The following is a 23187-nucleotide window of genomic DNA, read 5'->3' as shown; positions in this document are numbered from 1 at the left end:
ATTAGAGAGGCTGTCCGTTACCCCCGGAATGCCGCCATCCGGTGACCGCACCAACCTTGCACCGGCACCGTCGCCTGACGGGCCTTGCTGGGTTTGATTGCGGACTGCGTTGGAGTCATGAACAAAATTCATGTTAGATTCCGGAGCGGGGACCGCAATCTAAAATTTAGTCCCCTTCGGAATGCACGGCCGCATCGTGCGGAGGTAAAACGACCCCTCCGGGCAAAAGGAAAGCGGCCCGCCTGATCACCAATCTGGAAAAACCCTTAACCAGAAAGTATCTCACACGGGCCGCCTTGTCTTGCGACATGGGAATATACCCACACTCCGGAATTCTTCTTTCGATTTTTGGGAGATTTTTTCGAGAATACTGTAAGTGTTTATTTTACAGATTGTTAGATTCTGACTTCGGGCGGGAAAAAGATCGTCTCCGGCGCGGGTTGAGCCCTGTCAGCCCTTCGCCACGACCTGGCGCGACAGCATCCGGTCGCCGTCGAAGGAGAATTTCCCCTCGAAGCGCTTGTTCTCCAGCAGAAGCGGGAGCCAGTGGCGGTCATCCTCCCACATCCGGTCATAGGGGATGTCCGCGAACGGGAACCAGACCGGCACCGCCTCGTCCGTTTCCGTAGGCGTGCCGGTGAAATCCTCCGCACGATAGACGTGGCAGATGATGTGCGGCATGTCCGACATGTGGAAATGCAGCTCACCCAGCTCCACCGGATCCGATGGCGTGATGAGCAGTTCTTCCTGCGTCTCCCGGATCACGGATTCCAGCGGCGTTTCACCGGGATCGATCTTGCCTCCCGGCCCGTTGATCTTCCCGGCTCCATGTCCGCGCTTCTTTTCGATCAGAAGGATCCGCCCATCCCTGACGATGAACATCAGGGTCGCGTGGATACCCGGAACCCATTGGCTCCAGTCGATGGGTGGGGATTCGCTCATGGGGCAAGAAAGCCGGTCGGATGACCGGATCATTCCGCGTAGGCCTCCACCGAGTCGCACGTGCAGACCAGGTTCCGGTCGCCGTGGACGTTGTCGATGCGTCCGACGCTCGGCCAGAACTTGTGCTGGCGCAGATAGGGCAGTGGGAAGGCTGCCTGCTCACGGGGATAGGTACGCCCCCAATCGTCGCCACAGACCACATCCGCGGTGTGCGGTGCGCGTTTCAGCGGGTTGTCGTTCGCATCCGCCTCGCCGCGGATGATCGCGCTGATTTCACCGTGGATGGAGATCATCGCGTCGCAGAAGCGGTCCAGTTCGGTCTTCGCCTCGGATTCCGTCGGTTCGATCATCAGCGTGCCGGTCACCGGCCAGCTCATCGTGGGGGCGTGAAAACCGTAGTCCATCAGACGCTTCGCCACATCCTCCACGGTCACGCCGCTCTGGTCGGAGAGCTGGCGCACGTCGATGATGCATTCATGGGCGACCAGTCCCTGGTTGCCGGTGTAGAGGACCGGGTAGAAGGGGGCCAGCTTCTTGGCAACGTAGTTCGCGTTGAGGATGGCGACCTCGGTGGCTTCGCGCAGACCGGCGGGTCCCATCATGGCGACATACATCCAGGAGATGGTGTTGATGGAAGCGCTGCCCCATGGTGCGGAACACACGGCACCGGCCTTGTTCTCCAGTTCGGCGTGGCCGGGCAGGAAGGGAACGAGTTGCTCCGCCACCCCGATGGGGCCGACGCCGGGACCGCCGCCACCGTGGGGGATGCAGAAGGTCTTGTGCAGGTTCAGGTGGCAGACATCCGCACCGATCAGGCCGGGGGAGGTGAGGCCCACCTGCGCGTTCATGTTCGCGCCGTCCATATAGACCTGGCCGCCCGCGTCATGGATCACATCACAGATGGTGCGGATGGTTTCCTCGAACACCCCGTGGGTGGATGGATAGGTCACCATCAGGCAGGAAAGGTTTTCCCGGTGCTCCTCGGTCCGGGCGATCAGGTCGTCCACGTCGATGTTGCCCTTCTCGTCGCATTTCACGCCGATGACCTTCATGCCCGCCATCACGGCGGAGGCCGGGTTGGTGCCGTGCGCGGAGACGGGGATCAGGCAGATGTTGCGGTGGGTGTCACCACGGGAGAGGTGGTAGTTGCGGATCGCCAGCAGGCCGGCATATTCGCCCTGGGAGCCGGCGTTCGGCTGGAGGGAGACGGCGGCGAAGCCGGTAACCTCGGCCAGCCATTTCTCCAGCAGGGAAAGCATCTCGCGGTAACCTTGGCTCTGGTCGGCGGGGACGAAGGGGTGGATCGAGGAAACCTCCGGCCAGCTCAGCGGCATCATCTCGGAGGTGGCGTTGAGCTTCATCGTGCAGGAGCCGAGCGCGATCATGGACTCGTTCAGCGCGAGGTCCTTCGACTCCAGGCGCTTCAGGTAGCGCAGCATCTCCGTTTCGGAGTGGTAGCTGTTGAACGCCTTCTGGGTGAGGAACGCGCTGCCGCGGCTGAGGGCGGCGGGCCATGCGGAACTGCTGTCGGAGCTGGCGGAACTCTTCGCGCCGAATGCTCCGGCGATGGTGGTCACCTCTTCGGCGGTGGTCGTTTCATCGAAGGAAATGCCAAGGTGCTGGCTGTCGATGACACGCAGGTTGATGCCTTTTTCCACCAGCGCGGAAGCAACGGTTTTCGCGTCGGCGACCTTGGCGACCACGGTGTCAAAGAAGGCACCATCCTCCACGGCCACGCCCGCCGCGGCGAGGGTGGCTTTCAGCGTTGCGGTGCGGGAATGGACGGAGCGGGCGATGTGCTTCAGACCTTCCGGACCGTGATAGACGGCATACATGGATGCCATCACGGCCAGCAGCACCTGGGCGGTGCAGATGTTGGAGGTGGCCTTGTCGCGGCGGATGTGTTGCTCGCGTGTCTGGAGGGAAAGGCGGAAGCCCGGCTTGCCGCGGGAGTCCACGGAAACACCGATCAGGCGGCCGGGCATCTTGCGTTTCAGCGCGTCCTTGCAGGCCATGAAACCGGCGTGCGGACCGCCGAAGCCGAGCGGCACGCCGAAGCGCTGGGAGGAGCCGACGCAGATGTCCGCGCCGAATTCGCCGGGAGCCTTGAGGAGGGTGAGGGCCAGCAGATCCGCGGCGACGATGTTGTAGATGCCCGCCTTGGTGTTCTTTTCACAGAATGTGGCGAAGTCATCGATGCGGCCACGGGTGTCCGGATACTGCACCACGGCGGCGAAGACCCCTTCCTCCATCTGGGCCGACTGCCAGTCGCCGGTGATGACCTTGATGCCCAGCGGCTCGGCGCGGGTGATGACGACGTCCAGCGTCTGCGGATGGACCCGGTCGGAAATCCAGATCGCGGTGCCCTTCGGTTTGTGGGCCAGTGCGAGCGTCATCGCCTCCGCGACGGCAGTGCCTTCATCCAGCAGCGAGGCATTCGCCACATCCAGACCGGTCAGGTCCGTGATCATCGTCTGGAAATTCAGCAGCGCCTCCAGGCGGCCCTGCGCGATCTCCGCCTGATAGGGGGTGTAGGCGGTGTACCAGCCTGGGTTTTCCAGAATGTTCCGCTGGATGACGCCGGGAACGTGGGTGTTGTGGTAGCCTTGGCCGATGTAGGACTTCAGTACCTTGTTGCGGCCCATGATCGACTTCAGCCACGCCAGCGCTTCCTGTTCGGACTTCGCAGCGGGCAGGTTCAGCGAATCGTCCATGCGGATGCCAGCCGGTACGGCTGCATCGATCAGCGCGTTGAGCGTGGTGAAGCCGGTATCGCGGAGCATTTCCTCACGGTCGGGACCGATGGGGCCGAGGTGACGGGAGCGGAAGTCGGAGCGCATGGAATGGGGATGGGCGGATGAGGCGGAAAAGAAAAGAGCGAGCCCGGAGGCTCGCGGTCCCTTGCGGAGACGGTGGGAATGGAGATCAGGAAATATGGGAGGCGTAGGCCTCGGGAGTCAGCATGGACTCGACTTCAGCCGGGTTTTTCACCTTCAGCTTGAAGATCCAGCCCTTGCCATACGGGTCGGTGTTCACCAGGGACGGGTCGGACTCGACGTCGCCGTTGGCCTCGATGATCTCACCGGCCACGGGAGCGTAGATGTCGCTGGCCGCTTTCACGGATTCCACAACGGCGGTAGGGTCCCCGCCATCCACATTGCGGCCGATGATGGGCAGTTCGACGAAGACGACGTCGGTGAGTTCCTCCTGGGCGTGGTCGGAGATGCCTACGGTGGCGATGTCACCTTCGAGGCGGACCCACTCGTGGGAAGTGCTGAAACGGAGATCGGCTGGGATGCTCATGGAGTTAGGTATGGATGATGGAATTTCAGGAAATCAGGAAGAGGACTTTACGGGCTTGTAGAACGGTTTCTTCACCACCTTCGCAGGAGTGAGGCGGCCACGGATGTCGATGTTGAGGAGCGTGCCAGGCTTGGTGTGTTCCACGGGCAGGTAGGCCATGCCGATCCCGGTCATCAGGCTCGGGGAAAGCGCGCCGCTCGCCAGTTCGCCGATGACGATGCCATCCTGCGCGGTGACCGGGTAGTGTGCGCGGGGCGGGGCGCCCTTTTCCAGATAACGGATGCCCACCAGCTTGTGCGCCGGACCGGCTTCCTTCTGCGCGGCGAGGACGTCCCGGCCGGTGAAGTCCTTCGTCAGGTCCACGAAAAATCCCAGGCCGGCCTCTAAGGGCGTGCGGGTGGGGGAAAGATCGTTGCCGTTGAGGGGATAGCCCATCTCCAGGCGCAGCGTGTCACGCGAGCCGAGGCCACATGGCACCACCCCGGCGGCGATGAACTTGTCCCACCATTCGCCCGCCTCCGCGGCAGGGCAGAAAAACTCGAAGCCATCCTCACCGGTGTAGCCGGTCCGGCAGATGACCAGATTGTTGTCCGTGCGGTGGATGCCATTCCGGCCTGGCAGCGGTTCACCCGGCAGCACCTTCGCATAGGCCTCCTGGGACAGCGGGCCTTGGATCGCCAGACCGGCCCAGAAGCCGCTTTCGTTGCGGATGGCGGCATCCGCCGGTTGGAAGCGGATGAACCATTCGTAGTCCTCGTCGATCATCGAGGCGTTCACCACCAGGAAGAATTCATTCTCACCCGTGCGATAGACGATGAGGTCGTCGATCACGCCGCCCTGTTCGTTCAGCATGAGGGTGTATTGTCCCTGGCCGATCTCCAGTGCGCTGATGTTGTTCGTCAGCATCTTCTGGAGCCAGGCGGAGGCTCCCGGGCCACCGACGATGAACTGGCCCATGTGGGAGATGTCGAAAATGCCGGCCTTTTCACGCACGGCGGCGTGTTCGCTGAGGATGGAGGTGTATTGCACCGGCATATACCACCCGCCGAATGGGACCATGCGGGCGCCGAGAGCTTCGTGGTTGGCTTCCAGCGGCGTGCGTTTCAGGTCTTCTTCGGTCACGCGCGGAAGGATGGTCAGGACCGGAGGGCTTGTCAACCGGGCGGGAGGGTGGATGATCTCCTGCGATGCGATTTCTCGATCAGATGGAGCGGAAAATGGGGTGGCTGGCTTTCCCGGGGTTGTTCCGGTTTTATGCCTTGTTCCATGCCCTGGTCTTCGGTTTGCAGCTTTTCCGCAAGGATATCGGCATGTTGCTCGAGTTCGACCGGGAAAAGATCCTGGCGGGTGAGGTATGGCGGGTGCTGACTTTCCTGTTCTCCTCTTCCGGAATGTCCGGGATCGGCCCGATCGGCCTGCTGTTTTTCTTCTTCATGGTCAGGATCGCCTTCATGCTGAGCGATGCGCTTGAGGGGGCATGGGGCGTGTTCCGGACTTCCATGTTCATGTATGCAGGCTGGCTGTTCCTCCTGCTGGGGAATTTCATCTCACCGGTCGCGTTTTCCGGCAGCGGCTTCCTTCTTTACGGAACAGCGTTCCTCGCATTTGCCACCCTGTTCCCGAAGGTGGAGTTCCTGATGTTCTTCATCCTGCCGGTGCAGGTCCGGTTCCTGGCGATGATCCAGGTAGGATTCCTGGTGCTGACCCTGCTGGCGGACTACCGGTTGTTCCCGCTTTTCCTGCTGGGACACCTCAACTACCTGCTGTGGACCGGCATTCCTGCCCTGCGGGGGCAGGCGAGGGTCATGCAGTCCGTCCAGCGCCGCCGGTCGTTCAATGAGAAGAAACTCCCGAAGGAAGAGGCCTTCCATGCCTGCACCACCTGTGGACGGACGGAAATCTCCGACCCCAAGCTGGAGTTCCGCGTCGGAACCGACGGCCACGAGTATTGCGGCGACCACCTGCCGGATTGACGGGGGGAATCAGAGCACTTCCTTCACGAATTTCTCCCTCTCGAAAATGGCGAACGCATCCGGTTCCTCGCCGGTTCCCAGAAAGCAGGGCGGAATATCGAGTTGGTCGTAGATGGTGATGGCGATGCCGCCTTTGCCGGAACCGTCCAGTTTCGTGACGATCAGCCCGTCGAGAGGGGATGCCTTGTGGAACTCCTTGGCCTGCTGCATCGCATTCGAGCCGGTGGTCGCATCCACGACCAGCAGGGTCAGGTGCGGCGCGGTTTCATCCTGCTTGGCGATGGTGCGGCGGATTTTCGTCAGCTCCTCCATCAGGTTGTGGCGGGTGTGGAGCCGTCCGGCGGTATCGCAGATGAGGAAGTCCGACTTGTCCGCGATGGCCTTCTGGTGGGCGTGGAAACAGACGGACGATGGGTCCGCGTTCGGGTTGCCCTTGATGACGGGAATGTGAAGCCGGTCACCCCAGCGTTGGAGCTGCTCCACGGCGGCGGCGCGGAAGGTATCCGCGGCGGCCATCACCACGGAGTGGCCGCGTTTCGTCAGCCAATGGCCCAGCTTCGCGGATGAGGTGGTCTTGCCGGTGCCGTTCACCCCGACAACGAGGATGACGTAGGGCTTTCCGTCCGGGCGTGGTGCCGGTGGCGCGACATCCTGTGGCAGTCGGTCCGCCAGATGGCGGCGGGTCACTTCGATCACATCCTCCGCGGAAACCTTCCGCCCGAGATCCTTGAGATCGTCGATGATGAAGGTCGTTAGATGGATGCCGAGGTCGGATGCGATGAGATCCGCCTCAAGATCATCCCAGTCGATCTCGGCGCGGTTGGTGATCTTGCCGAGAAGTGATTTGAAAAAGCCAGCCATGCGAGGGACGTGGGGAGCAGGAAATCAGAAACAGGAAACGAACCTCACAGTTCCTTCACGCGGAGATTCCGCCAGCGGACATTGGTCGCCTTGCCGGAGTGGACCTGCAGGCCGAAGAAGCCTTCCGGGGTGAATTCCGGAGCCTCATCCTTGAAGTCCACGCGGAGTTCGCCGTTGAGCCAGATCTGGATGTGGTTGCCTTCCGCGAGGACGCGGATGCTGTTCCAGTCATCCCACTTGAAAAGCTTCTGACCCTGTTCGGTGAAGGCCTTCTGGGCGGCCTTCGCTTCCTCGGTGTCGTTCTTGCCGTTGCCCTTGCGGTAGGGGAACAGCCAGCCGCGGCGCGCCTCGTCGAACAGGCCGGCGGTCCAGGAGCGGGCCTTGCCATTGTCGTGCTCGCACTGGTAGCCATAGACGCGGCCGTTTTCGCCCTCTTTCTGCAGTCCGCGGATCATGACGCCGGAGTTGCCCGCGATGCTGTCGAACTTCATGTCAAAGCGGAGGTCGAAGTTCTTGTAGGTCTTTTCCGTGATGAGGAAGGTGTTCGCCTTCACGTTCTCCCCGCTGCCGATGATCTCGTCGCCCGCGGCCTTGTATTCGCCGGTTCCGCCGACGATTTTCCAGCCGGTCAGGTCCTTGCCGTTGGTGAGCGGGGTGAAGCCTTCTTCCGCCGCGGTGAGCGGCAGAACGAGACAGGCGAGGAGCAGGAGTTTCTTCAGCATGGCGGAGGGGAGTTAGGAACGGGTTGAGGGATTTGCAAGTGCGGAAATGGCGGCGGCCAGCGCGGTCACGGCAGCCGGGGGGTGGCTGGCGGAGATGCTGACCCGCAGCCGGGCGGTGCCACGCGGGACGGTGGGGAAGCGGATCGCCGGGACGAGGAAGCCGGAAGATTCCAGGGAAGCGGCGGCATCCAGTGTCTCATGGTTTCCCCCGAAAATGTGCGGGATCACCGGGGAGGGATGGTCGGCCAGCAGACGGATGTTCGAGAACAACCGTTCCCTCAGCACGGTGCCTTCCGCAGAGTCGATCAGTTCAAGCGACATCCTCGCCGCATGTGCCACGGCGGGTGGGGGAGCGGTGGAGAAAATGAAAGCACGTGCGCGGTTGATGAACAGGTCGATCCACGCCCGCGACGCCGCGATGTATCCTCCGGAGAGACCCACCGCCTTGCTCAGCGTGCCCATCTGGAAGGCGATCCGCTCCTGCAGATCCAGTTCCTCCGCCAGTCCCATCCCATGGTTGCCCAGCACGCCGATGGCATGGGCTTCATCGAGGAAAAGCAGCGCACCGTGGGCCTCCGTGAGATCGACGATTTCACGCAGCGGACACAGATCCCCGTCCATGCTGAAGACGGATTCCGTGACCACCAGGATGGTGGCGTCCGGGGACTTGGCGCGGATGGTGTTCAGCAGCCGTGAGAGCTTGCCTGTGTCATTGTGGGGGAATACCCGCAGGGTGGCTCCGGACAGCCGTGAGGCATCGACGAGGGAGGCGTGGGAAAGCTTGTCGAGGAGGATGAAGTCATCCTTTCCGGCGATCACCGGGATCGTCCCGAGCGCGGTCGCATAGCCGGAGGAAAAGGTCAGCGCCGCCTCCGTCCGCTTCTTCTCCGCCAGGGATTCCTCCAGCAAAAGGTGCGGGGGCTGGGTGCCGCAGACCAGCCTGGATGCGGTCGATCCCGCTCCGAACCTGCCGATGCCCTCGCAAAAGGCATCCTTGATCCGTTCATGTCCGGACAGTCCCAGATAGTCGTTGGACGCGAAGTTCCAAAGTTCCCTTCCGTTCCTGACGACTGATGGTCCCGGGGCTGAATCCAGCGGACGCAGGCCGCGGAGAAGTCCATCGGCCTCAAGCTCGCGGAGGGCTTGTTCGGGCTGGCGCATGTCGATGGGCCGCGGGTGATCCTGTCCTCAGGACTCCGGGCGTTCCAGTGACCAGCGGAGGAGCTTGCTGGAGTCCGACCAGATGTTGGGCGTGTTCGACTTCAGCACCACGGCGATGACGGAGCGTCCATTGAGCGAACCGGATGAAATCAGGCAACGCCCGGAAGCATTCGTGGTTCCTGTTTTCATGCCATCGCAGTAGGGCAGGGTCTTGAGAACCTTGTTCGTGTTCTCCAGCAGGCGGGTTCTGCCGTCATTGAAACGGAAGGTGTAGGCCTTGGTCGCGGCGAAGGAGCGGATGATGGGGCTGCGGTAGGCGACACTGGCGGCGATGGCCATGTCGCGGGCAGTCGAGAACTGGTCGGGCTCGGTGAGGCCGTGCGGATTCCTGAAACGGGAATTCCGCATGCCCAGCGCGGCGCACTTCCGGTTCATCATCGCGGCGAATTCCTCCTGGCCTCCAGCCACGTCACGGGCGAGGGCGCGGCCGACGTCATTGGCGCTCTTCACCATCAGGACCTTCAACAATTCCCGGCGGGTGTAGGTTTCGCCCGCCTTGAGGCCCAGCTTGGTGGGTTCACACGCACCATCGGAGGCGACGATGGTGATCGGCTTGTCGAGATTGCCCGCGTCCAGGACGCAAAGGGCGGTGATGATTTTCTGGGTGCTGGCCACCGCGCGGCGCTGGTCGGCGTTCTTCGCGTAGAGCACGCGGCCGCTTTCGACATCCACGACGATGGCACTTTCCCCCACGACTGCCGGTGGTGGCGTGAGGGGGATTGCACCGACCCGAACCGGACCGGGTGCAGGGGCGGGAGCGTTCTGGCGGACGGCGGGGCCGCCAGCCAATTCCCGATGTTTGAGTGGCGGGGGCGGGTTGCCTCCACAGGAGGTGACGAAGGCCGCGAAGCAGGCCAGAGCGGAAAAGCGGACGCAGAGCGAACGTGACATGCCGGGATGATTCCCATCAGGGCCGGGCCTTCAAGCCGCGAATACCACCGGATGGCGGTTATTCAAGGGGCGGCAGGAGGCTGCCGTCCAGTTCTCCGGCATTGACCGGGCCGGTTGGTTCCTTGAAATCGACTGGTCCGCTGAAAAGCCCCCAGAAGCTGCGCTTCCTGCGGTTGTCGAAAGCCAGCGCCTGTTCCTGGCCGGTGGGCAGATCCTTGAGATCCTTTTCCCGGACCTCGACGACCTGCACCTTTGGCTTGGTCAGGCGGCCCCAGGAAGCATCCGCGAGGGCGGTGACACCGCTGGATGTCTTTTCCTTGGCGGCATTGACGACTTTCATCGTGCCGCAGGAAGTGAGCGTGATCGGCAGGATCACCGCCACAAGGATCGCCGGGGACATGGCTTTCATAGAGGGAGGGGACCATAACACATGGCCTCATGCTGTCCATACCTGCGTTTTGTAACGGAACTGGCAGAAATTTTCCGGCATCAGCGCGGCACCAGGACGAGGAAGTTGCGCACCGGCCGATTCCACAAGGGGCGGAAGCTGGCGGGACCTCCGGGAACCGAGCCGGAAACCCATAGGTCGGTGGAACGGCCTCCATCGAGGTTCAGCGCCACGCGGACCGGCCAGGAAGCAGGAGAGCCACCACGCAAGGCCGCGCCGAGTCCGGCCAACGTGCAGGATGAACTCCGGCCGATCCACCAGCGGCTGCCGCCATCCCAGGCGATGAACATGCGCACGGCGGGTTTCGAAGCATCCAGCCCGGATACGGTGCTGCCATTTTCCACCAGCAAAGGCCCGGCCTGCAGAAGTTCCCTCCGGCCAGCCGTCGCCTCACCCTTGCGCCGGGTCAGGCTCATGATACCGGATGAATCTTCCTGGAACACCCCGCTCCCGAGCGAGGAGCGGTTCCATGCGCCCGCGGGAGTTCCTGCTGCGACCAGCTTCCCGAGGGGAGTGCCCTCCGGAGTGAAAAAGCCCGCGTTGAACCCCGCCAATCCATTCCGGGATGCCGCCGCCGTCCGCGCGTCCGGATAGCGGCTGCCCGGGCCGGAGGGCTGGTCCACCACCACAAGCCGGTGGTTACGGCTGTCGAATGCCACGCCTTCAAAGCTGATCCCGGAGAGAGTGGCACGGGTCACCTTGGTGGGCTGGTCCGGAGAACGGGTGGGTTCCGGAACGGTCGGGGCGGCGGCTTCCTCCGCCTTGGCAGGGGGGCGGACTGTCTCTGTCCGGGCGGCCCCGGCAGGTCCGGTGGCAGGGAGCGGTGGTGCCTGCGTGCAGCCAACCGCGATCAAACAGAAGGAAAGGACTCCCAGGACATCCGCACGCATGGCGGGAAGGTGCATCCTTGCCGCGGTTTTGCAATCGTCCGCTTCAATCGGCGCGGACCCCGATGCCCAGCAGGGTCTGGAACTTCGGGGCCATCGTTTCCCGGTCAGCTACCACCGTCTCGATCCGGGTGAAGCCGGCTTTCTCCATCATGGAAGCGAGGTCACTTTCGGCGAAGCCGAGCCAGCGGTCGGCATACAGCTCCCGCGCTTCGTCGAAGTTGTGTTGCAGCAGGTCGAGGATGATGAGGCTGCCGCCGGGCTTCAGGATGCGGAACGCGGCGTTCACCGCCGTCTGCGGATGCTCGGCGTGGTGCAGGGCCTGGCTGAGGATGGCCAGGTCGAGCGACGCGTCATCAATGGGTGGGTTCTCGATGTCCCCGACGCGGAACTCCAGGTTGGAAAGTCCGTGCTGGACGGCGAGTTGCTGGCCGAACTCCACCATTTTCGGCGAAAGATCCACGGCGATGACCTTTTCCGCCCGCTGGGCGAGTAGCTGGGCGAGCGTGCCTTCACCCGCCCCCAGATCGGCCACCACCTTGTAGTTGAGGATCTTGATGAATGCCTCCGCAAGCGCCTTCCATGAGCGGCCCGGCACGTAGTCCTTCCCGAAGCGCCCGGCCAGTTCATCGAAATAGGCGCGGGATTTGTCCTTCCGCTTCCGCAGGAGGTGGCGGAGGGCGGACTGGTCCGAGAAAACCTCCGGGATCTCACTGGCGGCGACACGCGCCACTTTCATCAGATCCTCTCCGGCGGTGCAGGAGTAGATGTTGTTCTTCCCGCTGCGCTCGTCGCTCACCAGCCTGCCGGTTTTCATTTGCGAAAGCTGGGTGGAGATCCGGCTCTGCCCCATGCCCAGCAACTCCTGGAGTTCCGCCACGGAGAGGGCTTCCTGTTCCAGCAACATCAGAATCCGCAGGCGTGTGGGATCGGCCAGGAGCTTCAGGGATTTCAGCGTTGACGGCATGGGTGAAGCTATATATCAACGAATCACGATTTGACGATACGAAAATCGATCCAAGAAATACCGAACCGAATGAGCACCTATATCTTTTCCTCGGAATCCGTCGGCGAAGGCCATCCAGACAAAGTTGCGGACACCATCTCGGACGCCATCCTCGACGCCTGCCTCGCGGTGGACCCGAAGAGCCGCGTCGCTTGCGAGACCTTCGTGAAGAGCAATGTCGTTGTCGTGGGTGGTGAGATCACCATCCCCAAGATCGGCCAGAAGCCCATCGGCTCCGTGATCAACGTGGAGAAGATCATCCGCGACGCCGTGCGCGGGATCGGTTACGTCAACGGTGACGACGTGTTCCACGCCGACCAGATTTTCATCAACAACTACCTGACCACCCAGTCCCCGGACATCGCCCAGGGCGTGGACGCGAAGAAGGCCGAAGGCAAGAAGCACGCGGAACAGGGTGCCGGTGACCAGGGCATCATGTTCGGCTACGCCAGCGCGGAGACCCCGGAGCTGATGCCCGCCCCCATCATGTATGCCCACCGCCTGGGCCGCGAGCTGACCCGCATCCGCAAGACCGGCAAGGTGAAGTGGCTGCGCCCGGACGCGAAGAGCCAGGTCTCCGTCGAGTATGTCGATGGCAAGCCGACCCGCATCGTCAACGTCGTCATCTCCACCCAGCACGCGGAAGGCACCTCCCATGCGGAGATCGAGAAATTCTGCATCGAGCAGATCATCAAGAAGGTCCTGCCAAAGGGTATGCTGACCAAGGACACCAGCTACCTCATCAACCCGACCGGCAAGTTCGTCGTCGGTGGTCCCCAGGGTGACAGTGGCCTCACCGGCCGCAAGATCATCGTGGACACCTACGGTGGCATGGGCCGCCACGGTGGTGGTGCTTTCTCCGGCAAGGATCCGTCCAAGGTGGACCGCTCCGCCGCCTACATGGGCCGCTGGGTCGCCAAGAACGTCGTGGCCGCAGGCTACGCCACCAAGTGCGAGGTCCAGTTCGCCTATGCCATCGGCCACCATGAGCCGGTGAGCGTCCACGTGGACACCTTCGGCACCGGCACCACCGATGACGCGAAGATCCTCGCTGGCATCCTGAAAGTCTTCTCCTTCAAGCCTGCCGACATCGTGAAGCAGCTCAAGCTCCTCCGTCCGATCTACTCGAAGACCACCAACTATGGTCACTTCGGCAAGGACGACGCCGACCTCACCTGGGAGCAGACCGACAAGGTCGCCGCGCTCAAGAAGGCCATCGGCTGAAGAAGCTTGCTAGGTTCGGGTCTCCGGTTTCCAGCCGGAACCCGGACCGCATCCATGCCTTTCTGAAAACTGAACACTGACAACCACCCCTTTAATATGAGTTTCACCGACTACAAGGTCGCCGACATCTCCCTCGCCGCCTTCGGCCGCAAGGAAATCGAAATCGCCGAGCACGAAATGCCGGGCCTGATGGCCACCCGCGCCAAGTACGGCCCTGAGAAGCCGCTGCAAGGCGTCCGCGTCATGGGCTCCCTGCACATGACCATCCAGACCGCCGTCCTCATCGAGACGCTGGTGGAGCTGGGTGCCGATGTGCGCTGGGTTTCCTGCAACATCTTCTCCACCCAGGACCACGCCGCTGCGGCCATCGCCGCCGCCGAGATCCCGGTCTACGCCTGGAAGGGCGAGACGCTGGAGGAATACTGGTGGTGTACCTGGGAAGCCCTCCAGTTCCCGGGCGGACTCGGACCGCAACTCATCGTCGATGACGGTGGTGACGCGACCCTCCTCATCCACAAGGGTTACGAACTCGAGAACGGCTCCGACTGGGTCAACACCCCGTCCGGCTCCCACGAGGAGTCCGTCATCAAGGACCTGCTCAAGAAGATCCACGCCGAGCAACCGGGTATCTTCGCGACGATCGTGAAGGACTGGAAGGGTGTCTCCGAAGAGACCACCACCGGCGTCCACCGCCTCTATCAGATGGCGAAGGCCGGCACCCTGCTCGTTCCTGCCATCAACGTGAACGACTCCGTCACCAAGTCCAAGTTCGACAACCTTTACGGCTGCCGTGAGTCCCTGGTGGACGGCATCAAGCGTGCCACCGACGTGATGATCTCCGGCAAGGTCGGCGTGGTCTGCGGCTATGGCGATGTCGGCAAGGGCTGCGCCCAGGCCCTCCGCGGCCAGGGTGCCCAGGTCGTCGTGACCGAAGTGGACCCGATCTGCGCGCTGCAGGCGGCCATGGAAGGCTTCCGCGTCCTGACCGTCGAGGACACCCTCGGCTGGGGCGACATCTACGTCACCACCACCGGCAACTTCGACATCATCCGCCTGGAGCACATGGAGAAGATGAAGGACCAGGCCATCGTCTGTAACATCGGTCACTTCGACAACGAGATCCAGATCGACAAGCTCAACAACGCCGCCGGCGTGGTCCGCAACAACATCAAGCCACAGGTGGACAAGTACACCTTCCCGACGGGCAACAGCATCTACATGCTGGCCGAAGGCCGCCTGGTGAACCTCGGCTGCGCCACCGGCCACCCGAGCTTCGTGATGTCCAACAGCTTCACCAACCAGACGCTCGCCCAGATCGACCTCTGGAAGAACAAGGACAGCTACAAGGCCGGCGAGGTGAAGGTGCTTTCCAAGCACCTCGACGAGGAAGTCGCCCGTCTCCACCTGGAGAAGGTCGGTGCCAAGCTGACCAAGCTGACCCAGGCCCAGGCCGACTACATCAGCGTGCCGGTGGAAGGCCCGTACAAGGCGGACCACTACCGCTATTGAGAGCTTCCATGCTTTGACAAGGCCGGCCGGGATGAATGTCCCGGCCGGTTTTTCCGTTTGGTGGGGATGATGAGAGAAGATCCCTATCCGGAGGGTAGATAAGCGGGATGAGGATGATGCTTTTTCTGTTGGCGTTCGCGGGTGCCGGTTTGCTGCCCTGTGCCGCCAAGGTGCCGGTGATCTTCGATACCGACATGGGACCGGACTACGATGATGTGGGGGCGCTGGCGGTCCTCAACCGTCTGGCGGATCTGGGAGAGGCCGAGATCCTCGCCGCCGGAGCATCCAACCACCTGCCGAACGCAGTGAGGCTCATCGGCATCATCAACCGTTCCTACAAGCGCGAGGGCATCCCCATTGGCGCGTTGAAAGGGAAGGGACCGGGGATCGACACCTGGCACAAGGGCGAGAAGTGGACCGATGTGCTGCCGGAGCGTTACCCGATCAATCTTCCCTTGTCGGAGAACGCACCGGATGCCGTGGCGGTCTATCGCAAGGCCCTCGCTTCCGCCGAAGATGAATCCGTTGTGATCGTCAGCGTCGGATTTTTCCCGAACCTGAGGAACCTGCTGCGCTCACCGGCGGATGCCGCAAGCCCCCTGGACGGAAAGGAACTGGTGCGGAAGAAAGTGAAGCGCCTCGTTTCGATGGCCGGGAAATTCCCCTCCGGAAAGGAGACGAACATCATCGTCGATCCGGAGAGCGCGCGGGAGGTCTTCAACGAATGGCCGGTGGAGATCCTCATCGCCGGATATGAGGTGGGCCGCCACGTGAGGACGGGCGATCGGATGATCCGGATGGAGATCAAAGGGAATCCGGTGGTGGATGCCTATGCGATGTCCATCCCCCAGGACAAGGAGGAGATGGGGAAGACCAGCCGCTACGAACCGGGCGGTAGGGCGAGTTATGACCAGACGACCGTGCTGGCCGCGGTCCGGCCGGGTGACAAATATTTCTCGGTCGAACGGGGAGTCCTGCGCATCGACGCGGACGGCACCAACCACTGGGAAGTCGCTGCGGATGGCCGCCACAGCCGGTTGGTGGAAAAGATGGCCGCCGTGGAGCTGGCGGCGGTGATCGAGGATCTGATGATCCCGGTCACGGAGTGACACCTTTCAGTCCTTGGTAGTTCCGGTCTGCGGTGCTTCGCGCTGGAGGGTCAGCAGGGCGCTGTCGATGAGATCGAGGGCGGAAGTGAAGGAGTCATCGACGTAATACAGCCCCCACTTTTCTTTGCCGTTTTCATCATCTTCCTCGCGCTTGGGATAGCCGCGCAGTTCCAGCAGTTGGAAGGTGCGGGGCAGGCTGTTGTCGATCTCGACGGAATAGACCAGCGACGCCTGGTCGTCACCGGGCTGGTTGATTTCGAGGACCAGGCTGTAGGGCGTGGAATCCTTCGTGGAGTCGGGGAGGATGTAGTCGGCGGGATCGAACGATCCGTTCGGAGTGGGAGAGGATACGGCATCGACTTCGCCCAGTGCTTCCGCCTCGCGCCGTGCCTTCTCCCATCCCGCGTGCTTGAAGGACCAATAAGGTGTCTCTTCCTTGGAGCCGGGAGCGAGCAGGGTCTTGATGTGGAAGCCTCCCTGGTTCTCCAGCCAGATCGCCACCTGTGGAGGGCTGTCCGCCTTGTAGGTGGGACCCGGTTTCACATTGAGCCGCATCTTGTAGGCGGGTGACGGGCTGTAGTCGAAGATCATGCCTTCGGCGTCCATCTCGAAGCGTTCCATGGCCGGACCGAGATTGCCGCTGAGTCCGAGCACCGCCCTTACGGGGGCGGGTTGCCACCAGAAAAGGAAGGTGAGGATGGCGGTGACGGTGACCGTTCCCCACAGCGCCTTGCTGCGCAGGTAACTGGCGAGCGGGCGGCTGTTGTTCGCGATGTGGAGGACGATCAGGCCGATGAAGACGAAGCCCATCAGCGAATGCAGGCCGATGATGCCGATCGAGAACGGCTGGATGAAGGCGACAATCCCCGTCACCGCAAGGACAAGGAATGTCAGCGCGGTGAGCAGGGATACCGTCCGGCGCGGGAGTGTGCCCAGCTTTGGTTGCCGTCTTTCAGACATCCCCCGGGATAATGGCACCGTGGGTGCGGAGCAAGTCGTGGATCTCCTTGAGCGGTACTTCCAGCGGGGTGGTTCCCGCCTTCGAGGCCAGCGCGGCGGCGGCACCGGCGGCCTGCGCCATGCCCATGCACGTCGCCTGCACCCGCAGGCCGGAGTTGGCGAGGCGGTCGCTGCTCACGCAACGTCCCGCGACGATGATGTTGCGGCTGCCCTTGGGGATCAGGGCGCGCAGCGGGACGGTGGGTACCGTGCCGGGCTTCAGCGGTTCCGGCTTCACGCCTTTCTTCGTGTGGAGATCGACCGGGTAAAAGGCATTGCTGACCGCGTCGTCGAACTTCTTGCCGGAGCGGTAGTCGTTCACGGTGATCACCGTTTCGCCCTCGATGCGGTAGCTTTCGCGGAAGCCGGTTTCAGGCTGCATGTGCATCAGGCGCTTGCTGCTGTCCTTCCGCACTTTGGCGAGGATGGACTTGCGTCCGGTCAGGTTCGCTTCCGTCACGGTGCGGGAGTTGGTCGAGTCCGCGCCGTGGACGTAGAGCTGGTGGGTCTGTTTGCGCCCCGGCTCATTGGGCGCGCCCAGCATGAAGAGATAGGATCCCGGCTGGCGTTCCTCCTCCCGCTGGCGGGGGAATCCGGCCAGCCCCACCACCTCGGCTCCGCCCGTGCAGTCGATGATCTGCTTGCACGTCACCTTCCGCCGGGTGCCGAATCCCGCGCAGGCGACTTCCCAGCCGCCATCCGTCTTGGTCACCGTCTGCGGGGATTCGTAGTAGGCGATCTTCACGCCCGCTTGTTCGCACTTCTCCTCCGCCAGGATGGCGTAGAGGAACTGGTTGATCTGGATCTGGTTCTGCCAATGGCGCTGTGGCACCTTGGCGAAATCAGGGAACGTGCCTTGGTCGAGTTCGACGCTTTCTTTCACCAGTTCCCAGCCGATGCCGGCGATGATCTGCTTGCCCCAGGCGTCGAACAGCCCCGGAAAGGCGACGCCGCCCGTGGTCATGGTCCCGCCGAGTTGGCTGTGCCGCTCCACCAGCAGGACGCTGGCACCGGCCCGTGCGGCCTGGATGGCGGCGATGACTCCGCCCGTGCCGCCGCCGACGACCAGCACATCGACCTCATCGGTCACATCGGCTGCGGCGGCATTGGCGACCTCCGCCGCGCGGACTTCGGTGGTGGAGGCGATGGCGAATCCCAGGCCGGTGGCACCGAGAAGCGTGTTTTGGATGAAGGCTCTGCGATTGTTTTTCATAAATGGGTTCAGTGGGTGGAAGGGTTGTTGCCGTGGATGCGGGCGAGGGTTTCCTGCGGAGTCTTCACGCTCAGTTCACGGAGGCCGGGAAACTGTCGGAGCTTCCCGGATGCGTCCTGGCCGAGCACGCAGGCTGCGGTGGAAAGCGGATCGCTGAGTTTCGCCTCATCAGCGATCACCATGGCCGCGACGCGACGCGTCAGACCCAGGCCGGTGACCGGTGACAGGATGTGGGAGTAACGGATGCCTTCGATTTCCACCGATTGATACAGATCTCCGGAGGTGGAAACGGCGGCGTTGGAGAGGACGACGACTTCATCCGGACGGGCGGGGTCGAAGGTTTGTACGGCCACCCGCCAGCCCTCCTTTCCCGGAGGGGGATCACCCAGCCGGACCTCTCCTCCTGCGACAATCATCGCCTGGGGGATGCCTCTTTTCACGAGAGCCTCCAGCATCAGGTCAGCGACGTAGCCTTTGGCCACAGCGCCCAGGTCGAAGGCCATGTTTTCCCGGTGCAGCGTGATGGTCCGTGATTCCGGATCGAGTGTGAAGTTCCGCCAGCCGGTGCGGTCGCGGGCGGACTGCAACTTTTCAGGATTGGGAAGGCGGCGGGCGTCGCGTGTTTCACGCCAGAGCCTGGTGAGTGGTCCCAGCGTCGGGTCGAAGGCACCGTCGGTCGCTTCGGCCATGCGGTGCGAATGCTCCAGCAATCCGTAGAGCAATGGTGAGAGGGGAATGGGTTTGCCGATGGGTTTTGTGGCAAGCATCGAGAGCTCGCTTTCCGGCAGGTAGTCGGAGGCGGTGGCGTTCAGTTCCTCCGCGGTTTGGAAAGCGGCGGCTGTGGCTTTCGTGGCGGTGTCCCGGTCATTGGCATGGCAGACCACCATGAAACGCGTGCCCATCAGCGGGCGTTCGAAGCGGAACTTCTCCGCCGACGCCGGCATGGCGGCCACCAGAGAGGCGATCACCAGCAAATGGATTCGGAAAGGCATGCGGTTCTGGTCAGGTTATCCGGACGATCGGGAAAGGCAGGGATTTTCTCCGGGGAATTTCACCCCCGGCGGGCGCGGCGGAACGCCAGCAGGCCGGTGCCGAGGGACGACAGCAGGGTGAGGCCGGGTTCCGGGACGGCGGTGACGGAGAAGCCGGACAGATCCGCGCTGACATTGACGGTGTTGCTGATCATGATGTGGCTGATGGTGGTGGTGCCCAGATTGTAGGAGCCGGTGAGGTGCTCGGTATCATCGGCCTGCATGAGCCATTGGAAGGTCCAGTTGGCGGGGTTCGTGGTGTTCAGGAGGATGGAGATGTTCCAGATACCCGTTTTGGGTTCGTCGATGTGCAGGTTGGTTCCTCCATTGCTGGGACCCTGCCAGCGGAGGAGGTCGGTGCCGCTGCTGCCGCCGCCGGTGCTGTGTCTCCGTCCGATGGAGGCGTAGGTGGTGGAGACGGTATTGAATGCTCCGTTGGTGTTCGGGGTGCCGTTGAACAGGCTGAGTGCGACCCAGTTGGTGGAACTGGCGCTGGTGATATCGACGTTGAGGGTGATGGTGTATTCGTAGCCGCTGACGGGTGCAAACGGGACGTAGGTGGATGCTGAAGAGGCAGTCGAGGTGATCGTTCCGTCGGCAAAGTAGCGATCGGAATTGGCGAGCCATGTGGCCCCGGCGGTTCCTCCCAAGGTGCCGTTCGCGGTGTCGAGAGCCACTCCGTTGAGGGTGTTGCCCGGGCTGCCACTGAAGTTGTGCTGGTAGATCACGGCGGCGGAGGCTGTCGGGAGGGCGAACAGCGTGAAGAAGAGCGGGAGCAGGTGGGCTTTGAAGGGGATGGGAACGGGTTTCATGGGAGTTTTGGGGATGGCGGCGGGGGAGCGGAAGACCGCCTTTCAAGGTGGTACTGTTACGTGAACCTTTTTCAGCACATGAAATGTGGAGAAAGGGGGGGATTTCCGGTATTCCGGAGGAGCGGTGTTTTTTTGTGCTGATCATCGGGGTTGGAAACAGTACCCATGGGGCGGTGATCCCTCCGCCCTCACAGAACCGATGGAGCCGAACGATGAACCTCAGTTGATCCGGGCCGCGCAGAAGTGCGACCTGGGGGCGTTCGCCATATTGGTGCAGCGGCATCATGCGGATGTGCGGGCGTGCCTCGCGGTGAGGTTGCGGAACTCCCATGATGCGGAAGACTTGGCACAGGAGGTGTTCATGACCGCGTTCCGGCGGATCGGGGATTGTGATCCGGAACGCCCGATCAAGCCTTGGCTCCGGGGTATCGCAATGAAGTTGCTGGCGAACTTCCGGCGGAAGAACCGACCGGAACTGATCGGCTCACATGAGGAACTCCAGGCGCTGTTGGACGCCGGGCTGGAGGCCAGATTGGGTGAAGATGAGAGGGAGGGGGGAGCACTGGAGGCCTTGGTGGAGTGTCTGGACCGGCTGGAAAATCCCGCGCGGAACCTGCTGCGCGCGCGTTATGAGGAAGGGGAGTCGCTGGATGAGCTTTCCAGCAGATTGGGAAGGAAAGCATCGGCGGTTTCGATGCAGTTGCACCGCTTGCGGATGGTTTTGGGGGATTGTGTGAAGGGGAAACTCGGAATTCTGGATCATCCATCGGAAACGGCATGAATACGGAATGGAACAGGCTGGTGGCGGGATTGCTGGAGGGAACGCTCACGGCGCGGGAGCGGGAGACGTTGCTGGCGATGTGCCAGGAGTCGGAGGAGGTGCTGGAGGCCACGGTGGGCATGGTGGGCATCGACCGCCTGCTGGCTCCGGCGCTGACGGACCCGACGGGGGAGCTGACGGCGCGGGAAGTGATGATGCGGCTGGGTGCCGGGAAAGGGATGGGGGAAGATGGCTGGCGGGTGATCGGCAGCGTGGGGCGGGCATTGGGCCGTGAGCAGCGGGGGAAATGGCTGGCTTGGGCGGCCCTGATCCTGCTGTCCCTGGCAGGAGCGTGGTGGGGGAAGGGCTTGTTGGAACCGGTGGCGATGCTGGCGCGGTCCGAGTCGCTGGTATGGGAGGCGGGAAGCGGCATCCGTGATGGACAGGTCAAACGCGGAGAGCGGCTGAAAGCGCTTGCCGGACTTCTGGAACTGCGTCTGAGCAACGGCGCGAAGGTGATCCTGGAGGGACCGTTCGACGTGGAGCTGAAGGGGCGTATGGACATGAAGCTGAACCTTGGCAGGCTGGCGGTGAAATGCCCGCCGTCCGCGCGAGGCTTCACCGTGGAAACCCGCGAAGGAAAAGTGGTCGATCTGGGGACGGAGTTCGGGATGCGGGCTTCCGGTGACGGGACTACCGAGGTGCACGTGCTGACGGGAATGGTAAAGATGAACGCGGCGAACCGGAAGACGATCTCCCTGTTCGAGGGGGACGCGCTGAAGGTGGAGAAAGGCGGCACGAGCTTGGGAACTGCGGATGCGAGCGCGTTCATCACCCGGATTCCGGACCAATCGGAAAAGGAGGGTGGTTACGTCCACTGGAGCTTTGATGAAGGCGCGGGCGAGGCGGGTGCGGACTCCGGTCGCTATCTGGCGATGGGGAGTGACGCCGCCATGAAGTTGCGGAGCGATGTTTCCAACACATACGGCTTCGGCATCGGCACGCCGCCGAAGTGGATCAAGGGCGTCCGCGGAAAAGCCCTGTCGTTCGATGGCGTGGGATCTTATGCGGAGTCCGGCTACCTCGGGGTCGAGGGGGCTTTGCCACGGACGGTGGCATTGTGGGTGAAACTACCGGAAGGTGATTCCTCTGCGGGGCAGGGCATCCTTTCGTGGGGCAGCGCGACGGAGTATGGCGTGTGGCAGATCGCGGTCGATTGGTCGAACCAGGGCACGAAGGGGAAGCTGCGGATCGGGACCTATGGCGGCAGGGTGGTGGGAACGACGAATCTGTGCGATGGAAAGTGGCATCACATCGCCGTGGTGCTGGGTCCGGGAAGAAGGCCTGGTGTTCCGGGTAACGTCCTCTTTTATGTGGATGGGAAATTGGAACCCATCTCCCGGCGCGAGGACTTCCAGGTGGATACCAATGTGAAGAGCGCGGACAGCGGTGTGGTCCTCGGCAGGCACAGCGTGCCGGTACCGGGGTTGAGGAATTTCTTCAAAGGCGGGATGGACGAGGTGTTCATTTTCGACCGGGCACTGGTGCAGAAGGAAATCCAGCACCTGATGGAGCGCCATGAGGCCCCCTAGCCGGGCTTCAGGATTCCAGCCACTCCAGGTTTCCCGCCAAGTCTCCCCGCCGGGCGTACTCGAAATGGACGATCCGGCGACGGCGTGGGATCACCGCACGTTTCGACGAATGCAGGATGAGCGGGGACATCAGCAGGACATCGCCCGGTCGGCATTCGCAAATGACGGGGTCCCGGACATGCGCTGCGACGTCATGCGCTGGGATCCGTCCGTGCAGATGGCTGCCGGGAATGACGGCCAGCGCACCATTGTCCGCAGGGGTATCATCCAGATGGATGCGGATGGTAACCATGTTCCGCAGGAGATCGACGGGAGGTTGCACGTGAGGCGCCCCGTCCTTGACGGACCATGGACCGTAGCCGGGTACATCCGCCTGCCTGCGGAGGGCGATGGTGAGATCCTGGTGCCATGCCACCGGCCAGTTCTCCCCAGGCGTCTTGTCGAACAGGATGCTGCGTGCGACCACGGAGTCGCCCGGTAGCTGGAGCAGCAGGCGTTGATCCCGGGAAAGCCCGATGAAGAGGCCGGAATGTGACCGGAGATGTCTCACGCAGGCGGACCCTGCGGCGGTGGCGATCCTGTCCGCTTCCTCGCGGAATCGCTCGATCTCCTCCCGCGTGAACACGGAACGGATGATCCGGTAGCCTTCCTTTTGGAGATCCATGGATGGGGAAAGGATGGGGA

Annotated in this window: 22 protein-coding genes; 6 read left to right on the top strand and 16 right to left on the bottom strand. The window is 62.7% G+C overall.

Going from position 1 to position 23187, the window contains the following annotated elements:
* Window positions 1-450: 450 nt before the first annotated feature.
* From KF712_17495 to gcvT, 4 genes are all read right to left on the bottom strand, one after another.
* Window positions 451-942, bottom strand: a complete 492-nt coding sequence (locus KF712_17495; protein ID MBX3742782.1) for an 8-oxo-dGTP diphosphatase — start codon at window positions 940-942, stop codon at window positions 451-453.
* 29 nt (window positions 943-971) lie between these two features.
* On the bottom strand, window positions 972-3782 hold the full coding sequence (gcvP, locus tag KF712_17490; GenBank protein ID MBX3742781.1) for an aminomethyl-transferring glycine dehydrogenase: 2811 nt from the start codon (window positions 3780-3782) through the stop codon (window positions 972-974).
* 85 nt (window positions 3783-3867) lie between these two features.
* Window positions 3868-4245: a glycine cleavage system protein GcvH gene (gene gcvH / locus KF712_17485; protein MBX3742780.1), complete on the bottom strand. Its 378-nt coding sequence runs from the start codon at window positions 4243-4245 to the stop codon at window positions 3868-3870.
* 33 nt (window positions 4246-4278) lie between these two features.
* A complete protein-coding gene (gene gcvT, locus KF712_17480; GenBank protein MBX3742779.1) occupies window positions 4279-5367 on the bottom strand; it encodes a glycine cleavage system aminomethyltransferase GcvT in 1089 nt (362 codons plus the stop codon).
* Between the two features lie 65 nt (window positions 5368-5432).
* Between gcvT and KF712_17475 the strand changes: the two genes are divergently transcribed.
* Window positions 5433-6218 (top strand): hypothetical protein, encoded by a 786-nt coding sequence (locus KF712_17475; GenBank protein MBX3742778.1) that lies wholly within the window; start codon window positions 5433-5435, stop codon window positions 6216-6218.
* 9 nt (window positions 6219-6227) lie between these two features.
* On the opposite strand, the gene ftsY is transcribed toward KF712_17475, so the two are convergent.
* From ftsY to KF712_17440, 7 genes are all read right to left on the bottom strand, one after another.
* Window positions 6228-7079: a signal recognition particle-docking protein FtsY gene (gene ftsY, locus KF712_17470; GenBank protein MBX3742777.1), complete on the bottom strand. Its 852-nt coding sequence runs from the start codon at window positions 7077-7079 to the stop codon at window positions 6228-6230.
* A gap of 44 nt (window positions 7080-7123) precedes the next feature.
* Window positions 7124-7801, bottom strand: a complete 678-nt coding sequence (locus KF712_17465) for a DUF1080 domain-containing protein (protein ID MBX3742776.1) — start codon at window positions 7799-7801, stop codon at window positions 7124-7126.
* A gap of 12 nt (window positions 7802-7813) precedes the next feature.
* Window positions 7814-8962, bottom strand: coding sequence for an 8-amino-7-oxononanoate synthase (locus KF712_17460; protein MBX3742775.1), 1149 nt, complete (start codon window positions 8960-8962; stop codon window positions 7814-7816).
* Between the two features lie 27 nt (window positions 8963-8989).
* A complete protein-coding gene (locus KF712_17455) occupies window positions 8990-9913 on the bottom strand; it encodes a D-alanyl-D-alanine carboxypeptidase (protein MBX3742774.1) in 924 nt (307 codons plus the stop codon).
* 58 nt (window positions 9914-9971) lie between these two features.
* On the bottom strand, window positions 9972-10313 hold the full coding sequence (locus KF712_17450; GenBank protein ID MBX3742773.1) for a hypothetical protein: 342 nt from the start codon (window positions 10311-10313) through the stop codon (window positions 9972-9974).
* A gap of 89 nt (window positions 10314-10402) precedes the next feature.
* The gene (locus KF712_17445; protein ID MBX3742772.1) at window positions 10403-11266 is read right to left on the bottom strand and encodes a phosphodiester glycosidase family protein; all 864 of its coding nucleotides are present in this window, start codon (window positions 11264-11266) and stop codon (window positions 10403-10405) included.
* 28 nt (window positions 11267-11294) lie between these two features.
* Window positions 11295-12215, bottom strand: coding sequence for a metalloregulator ArsR/SmtB family transcription factor (locus KF712_17440; GenBank protein MBX3742771.1), 921 nt, complete (start codon window positions 12213-12215; stop codon window positions 11295-11297).
* A gap of 69 nt (window positions 12216-12284) precedes the next feature.
* On the opposite strand from KF712_17440, the gene metK reads away from it, so the two are divergent.
* From metK to KF712_17425, 3 genes are all read left to right on the top strand, one after another.
* Window positions 12285-13478, top strand: coding sequence for a methionine adenosyltransferase (gene metK / locus KF712_17435; protein ID MBX3742770.1), 1194 nt, complete (start codon window positions 12285-12287; stop codon window positions 13476-13478).
* A 96-nt stretch (window positions 13479-13574) separates the two neighbouring features.
* Window positions 13575-14987, top strand: a complete 1413-nt coding sequence (gene ahcY / locus KF712_17430; GenBank protein MBX3742769.1) for an adenosylhomocysteinase — start codon at window positions 13575-13577, stop codon at window positions 14985-14987.
* Window positions 14988-15100: 113 nt separating this feature from the next.
* The gene (locus tag KF712_17425) at window positions 15101-16096 is read left to right on the top strand and encodes a nucleoside hydrolase (GenBank protein MBX3742768.1); all 996 of its coding nucleotides are present in this window, start codon (window positions 15101-15103) and stop codon (window positions 16094-16096) included.
* A 6-nt stretch (window positions 16097-16102) separates the two neighbouring features.
* Here KF712_17425 and KF712_17420 read toward each other — a convergent pair whose 3' ends face one another.
* Genes KF712_17420 through KF712_17405 form a run of 4 tightly spaced genes read right to left on the bottom strand, consistent with a single transcriptional unit; the run spans window position 16103 to window position 20151 of the window.
* A complete protein-coding gene (locus tag KF712_17420; GenBank protein MBX3742767.1) occupies window positions 16103-17056 on the bottom strand; it encodes a hypothetical protein in 954 nt (317 codons plus the stop codon).
* The gene (locus KF712_17415) at window positions 17049-18308 is read right to left on the bottom strand and encodes an FAD-dependent oxidoreductase (GenBank protein MBX3742766.1); all 1260 of its coding nucleotides are present in this window, start codon (window positions 18306-18308) and stop codon (window positions 17049-17051) included. Before KF712_17415 ends, KF712_17420 begins: the two co-directional genes overlap by 8 nt.
* 8 nt (window positions 18309-18316) lie before the next feature.
* Window positions 18317-19300 (bottom strand): FAD:protein FMN transferase, encoded by a 984-nt coding sequence (locus KF712_17410; GenBank protein ID MBX3742765.1) that lies wholly within the window; start codon window positions 19298-19300, stop codon window positions 18317-18319.
* A 59-nt stretch (window positions 19301-19359) separates the two neighbouring features.
* Entirely contained in the window at window positions 19360-20151 is a 792-nt protein-coding gene (locus KF712_17405; protein ID MBX3742764.1) for a hypothetical protein, read from the bottom strand.
* Between the two features lie 199 nt (window positions 20152-20350).
* On the opposite strand from KF712_17405, the gene KF712_17400 reads away from it, so the two are divergent.
* Window positions 20351-20932 (top strand): sigma-70 family RNA polymerase sigma factor, encoded by a 582-nt coding sequence (locus KF712_17400; GenBank protein MBX3742763.1) that lies wholly within the window; start codon window positions 20351-20353, stop codon window positions 20930-20932.
* A complete protein-coding gene (locus tag KF712_17395; protein MBX3742762.1) occupies window positions 20929-22503 on the top strand; it encodes a FecR domain-containing protein in 1575 nt (524 codons plus the stop codon). Before KF712_17400 ends, KF712_17395 begins: the two co-directional genes overlap by 4 nt.
* Before the next feature lie 7 nt (window positions 22504-22510).
* Here the strand turns inward: KF712_17395 and KF712_17390 are convergent, their stop codons facing one another.
* Complete coding sequence (locus KF712_17390) at window positions 22511-23167, bottom strand: phytanoyl-CoA dioxygenase family protein (GenBank protein ID MBX3742761.1); 657 nt, start codon at window positions 23165-23167, stop codon at window positions 22511-22513.
* Between the last annotated feature and the right edge of the window lie 20 nt (window positions 23168-23187).

This window comes from Akkermansiaceae bacterium, from assembly GCA_019634595.1.
In the GTDB taxonomy this organism is placed as follows: domain Bacteria; phylum Verrucomicrobiota; class Verrucomicrobiia; order Verrucomicrobiales; family Akkermansiaceae; genus Luteolibacter.
Note: the sequence above shows the minus strand (reverse complement) of the source record. Positions and strands in the feature narration are given on the sequence as shown.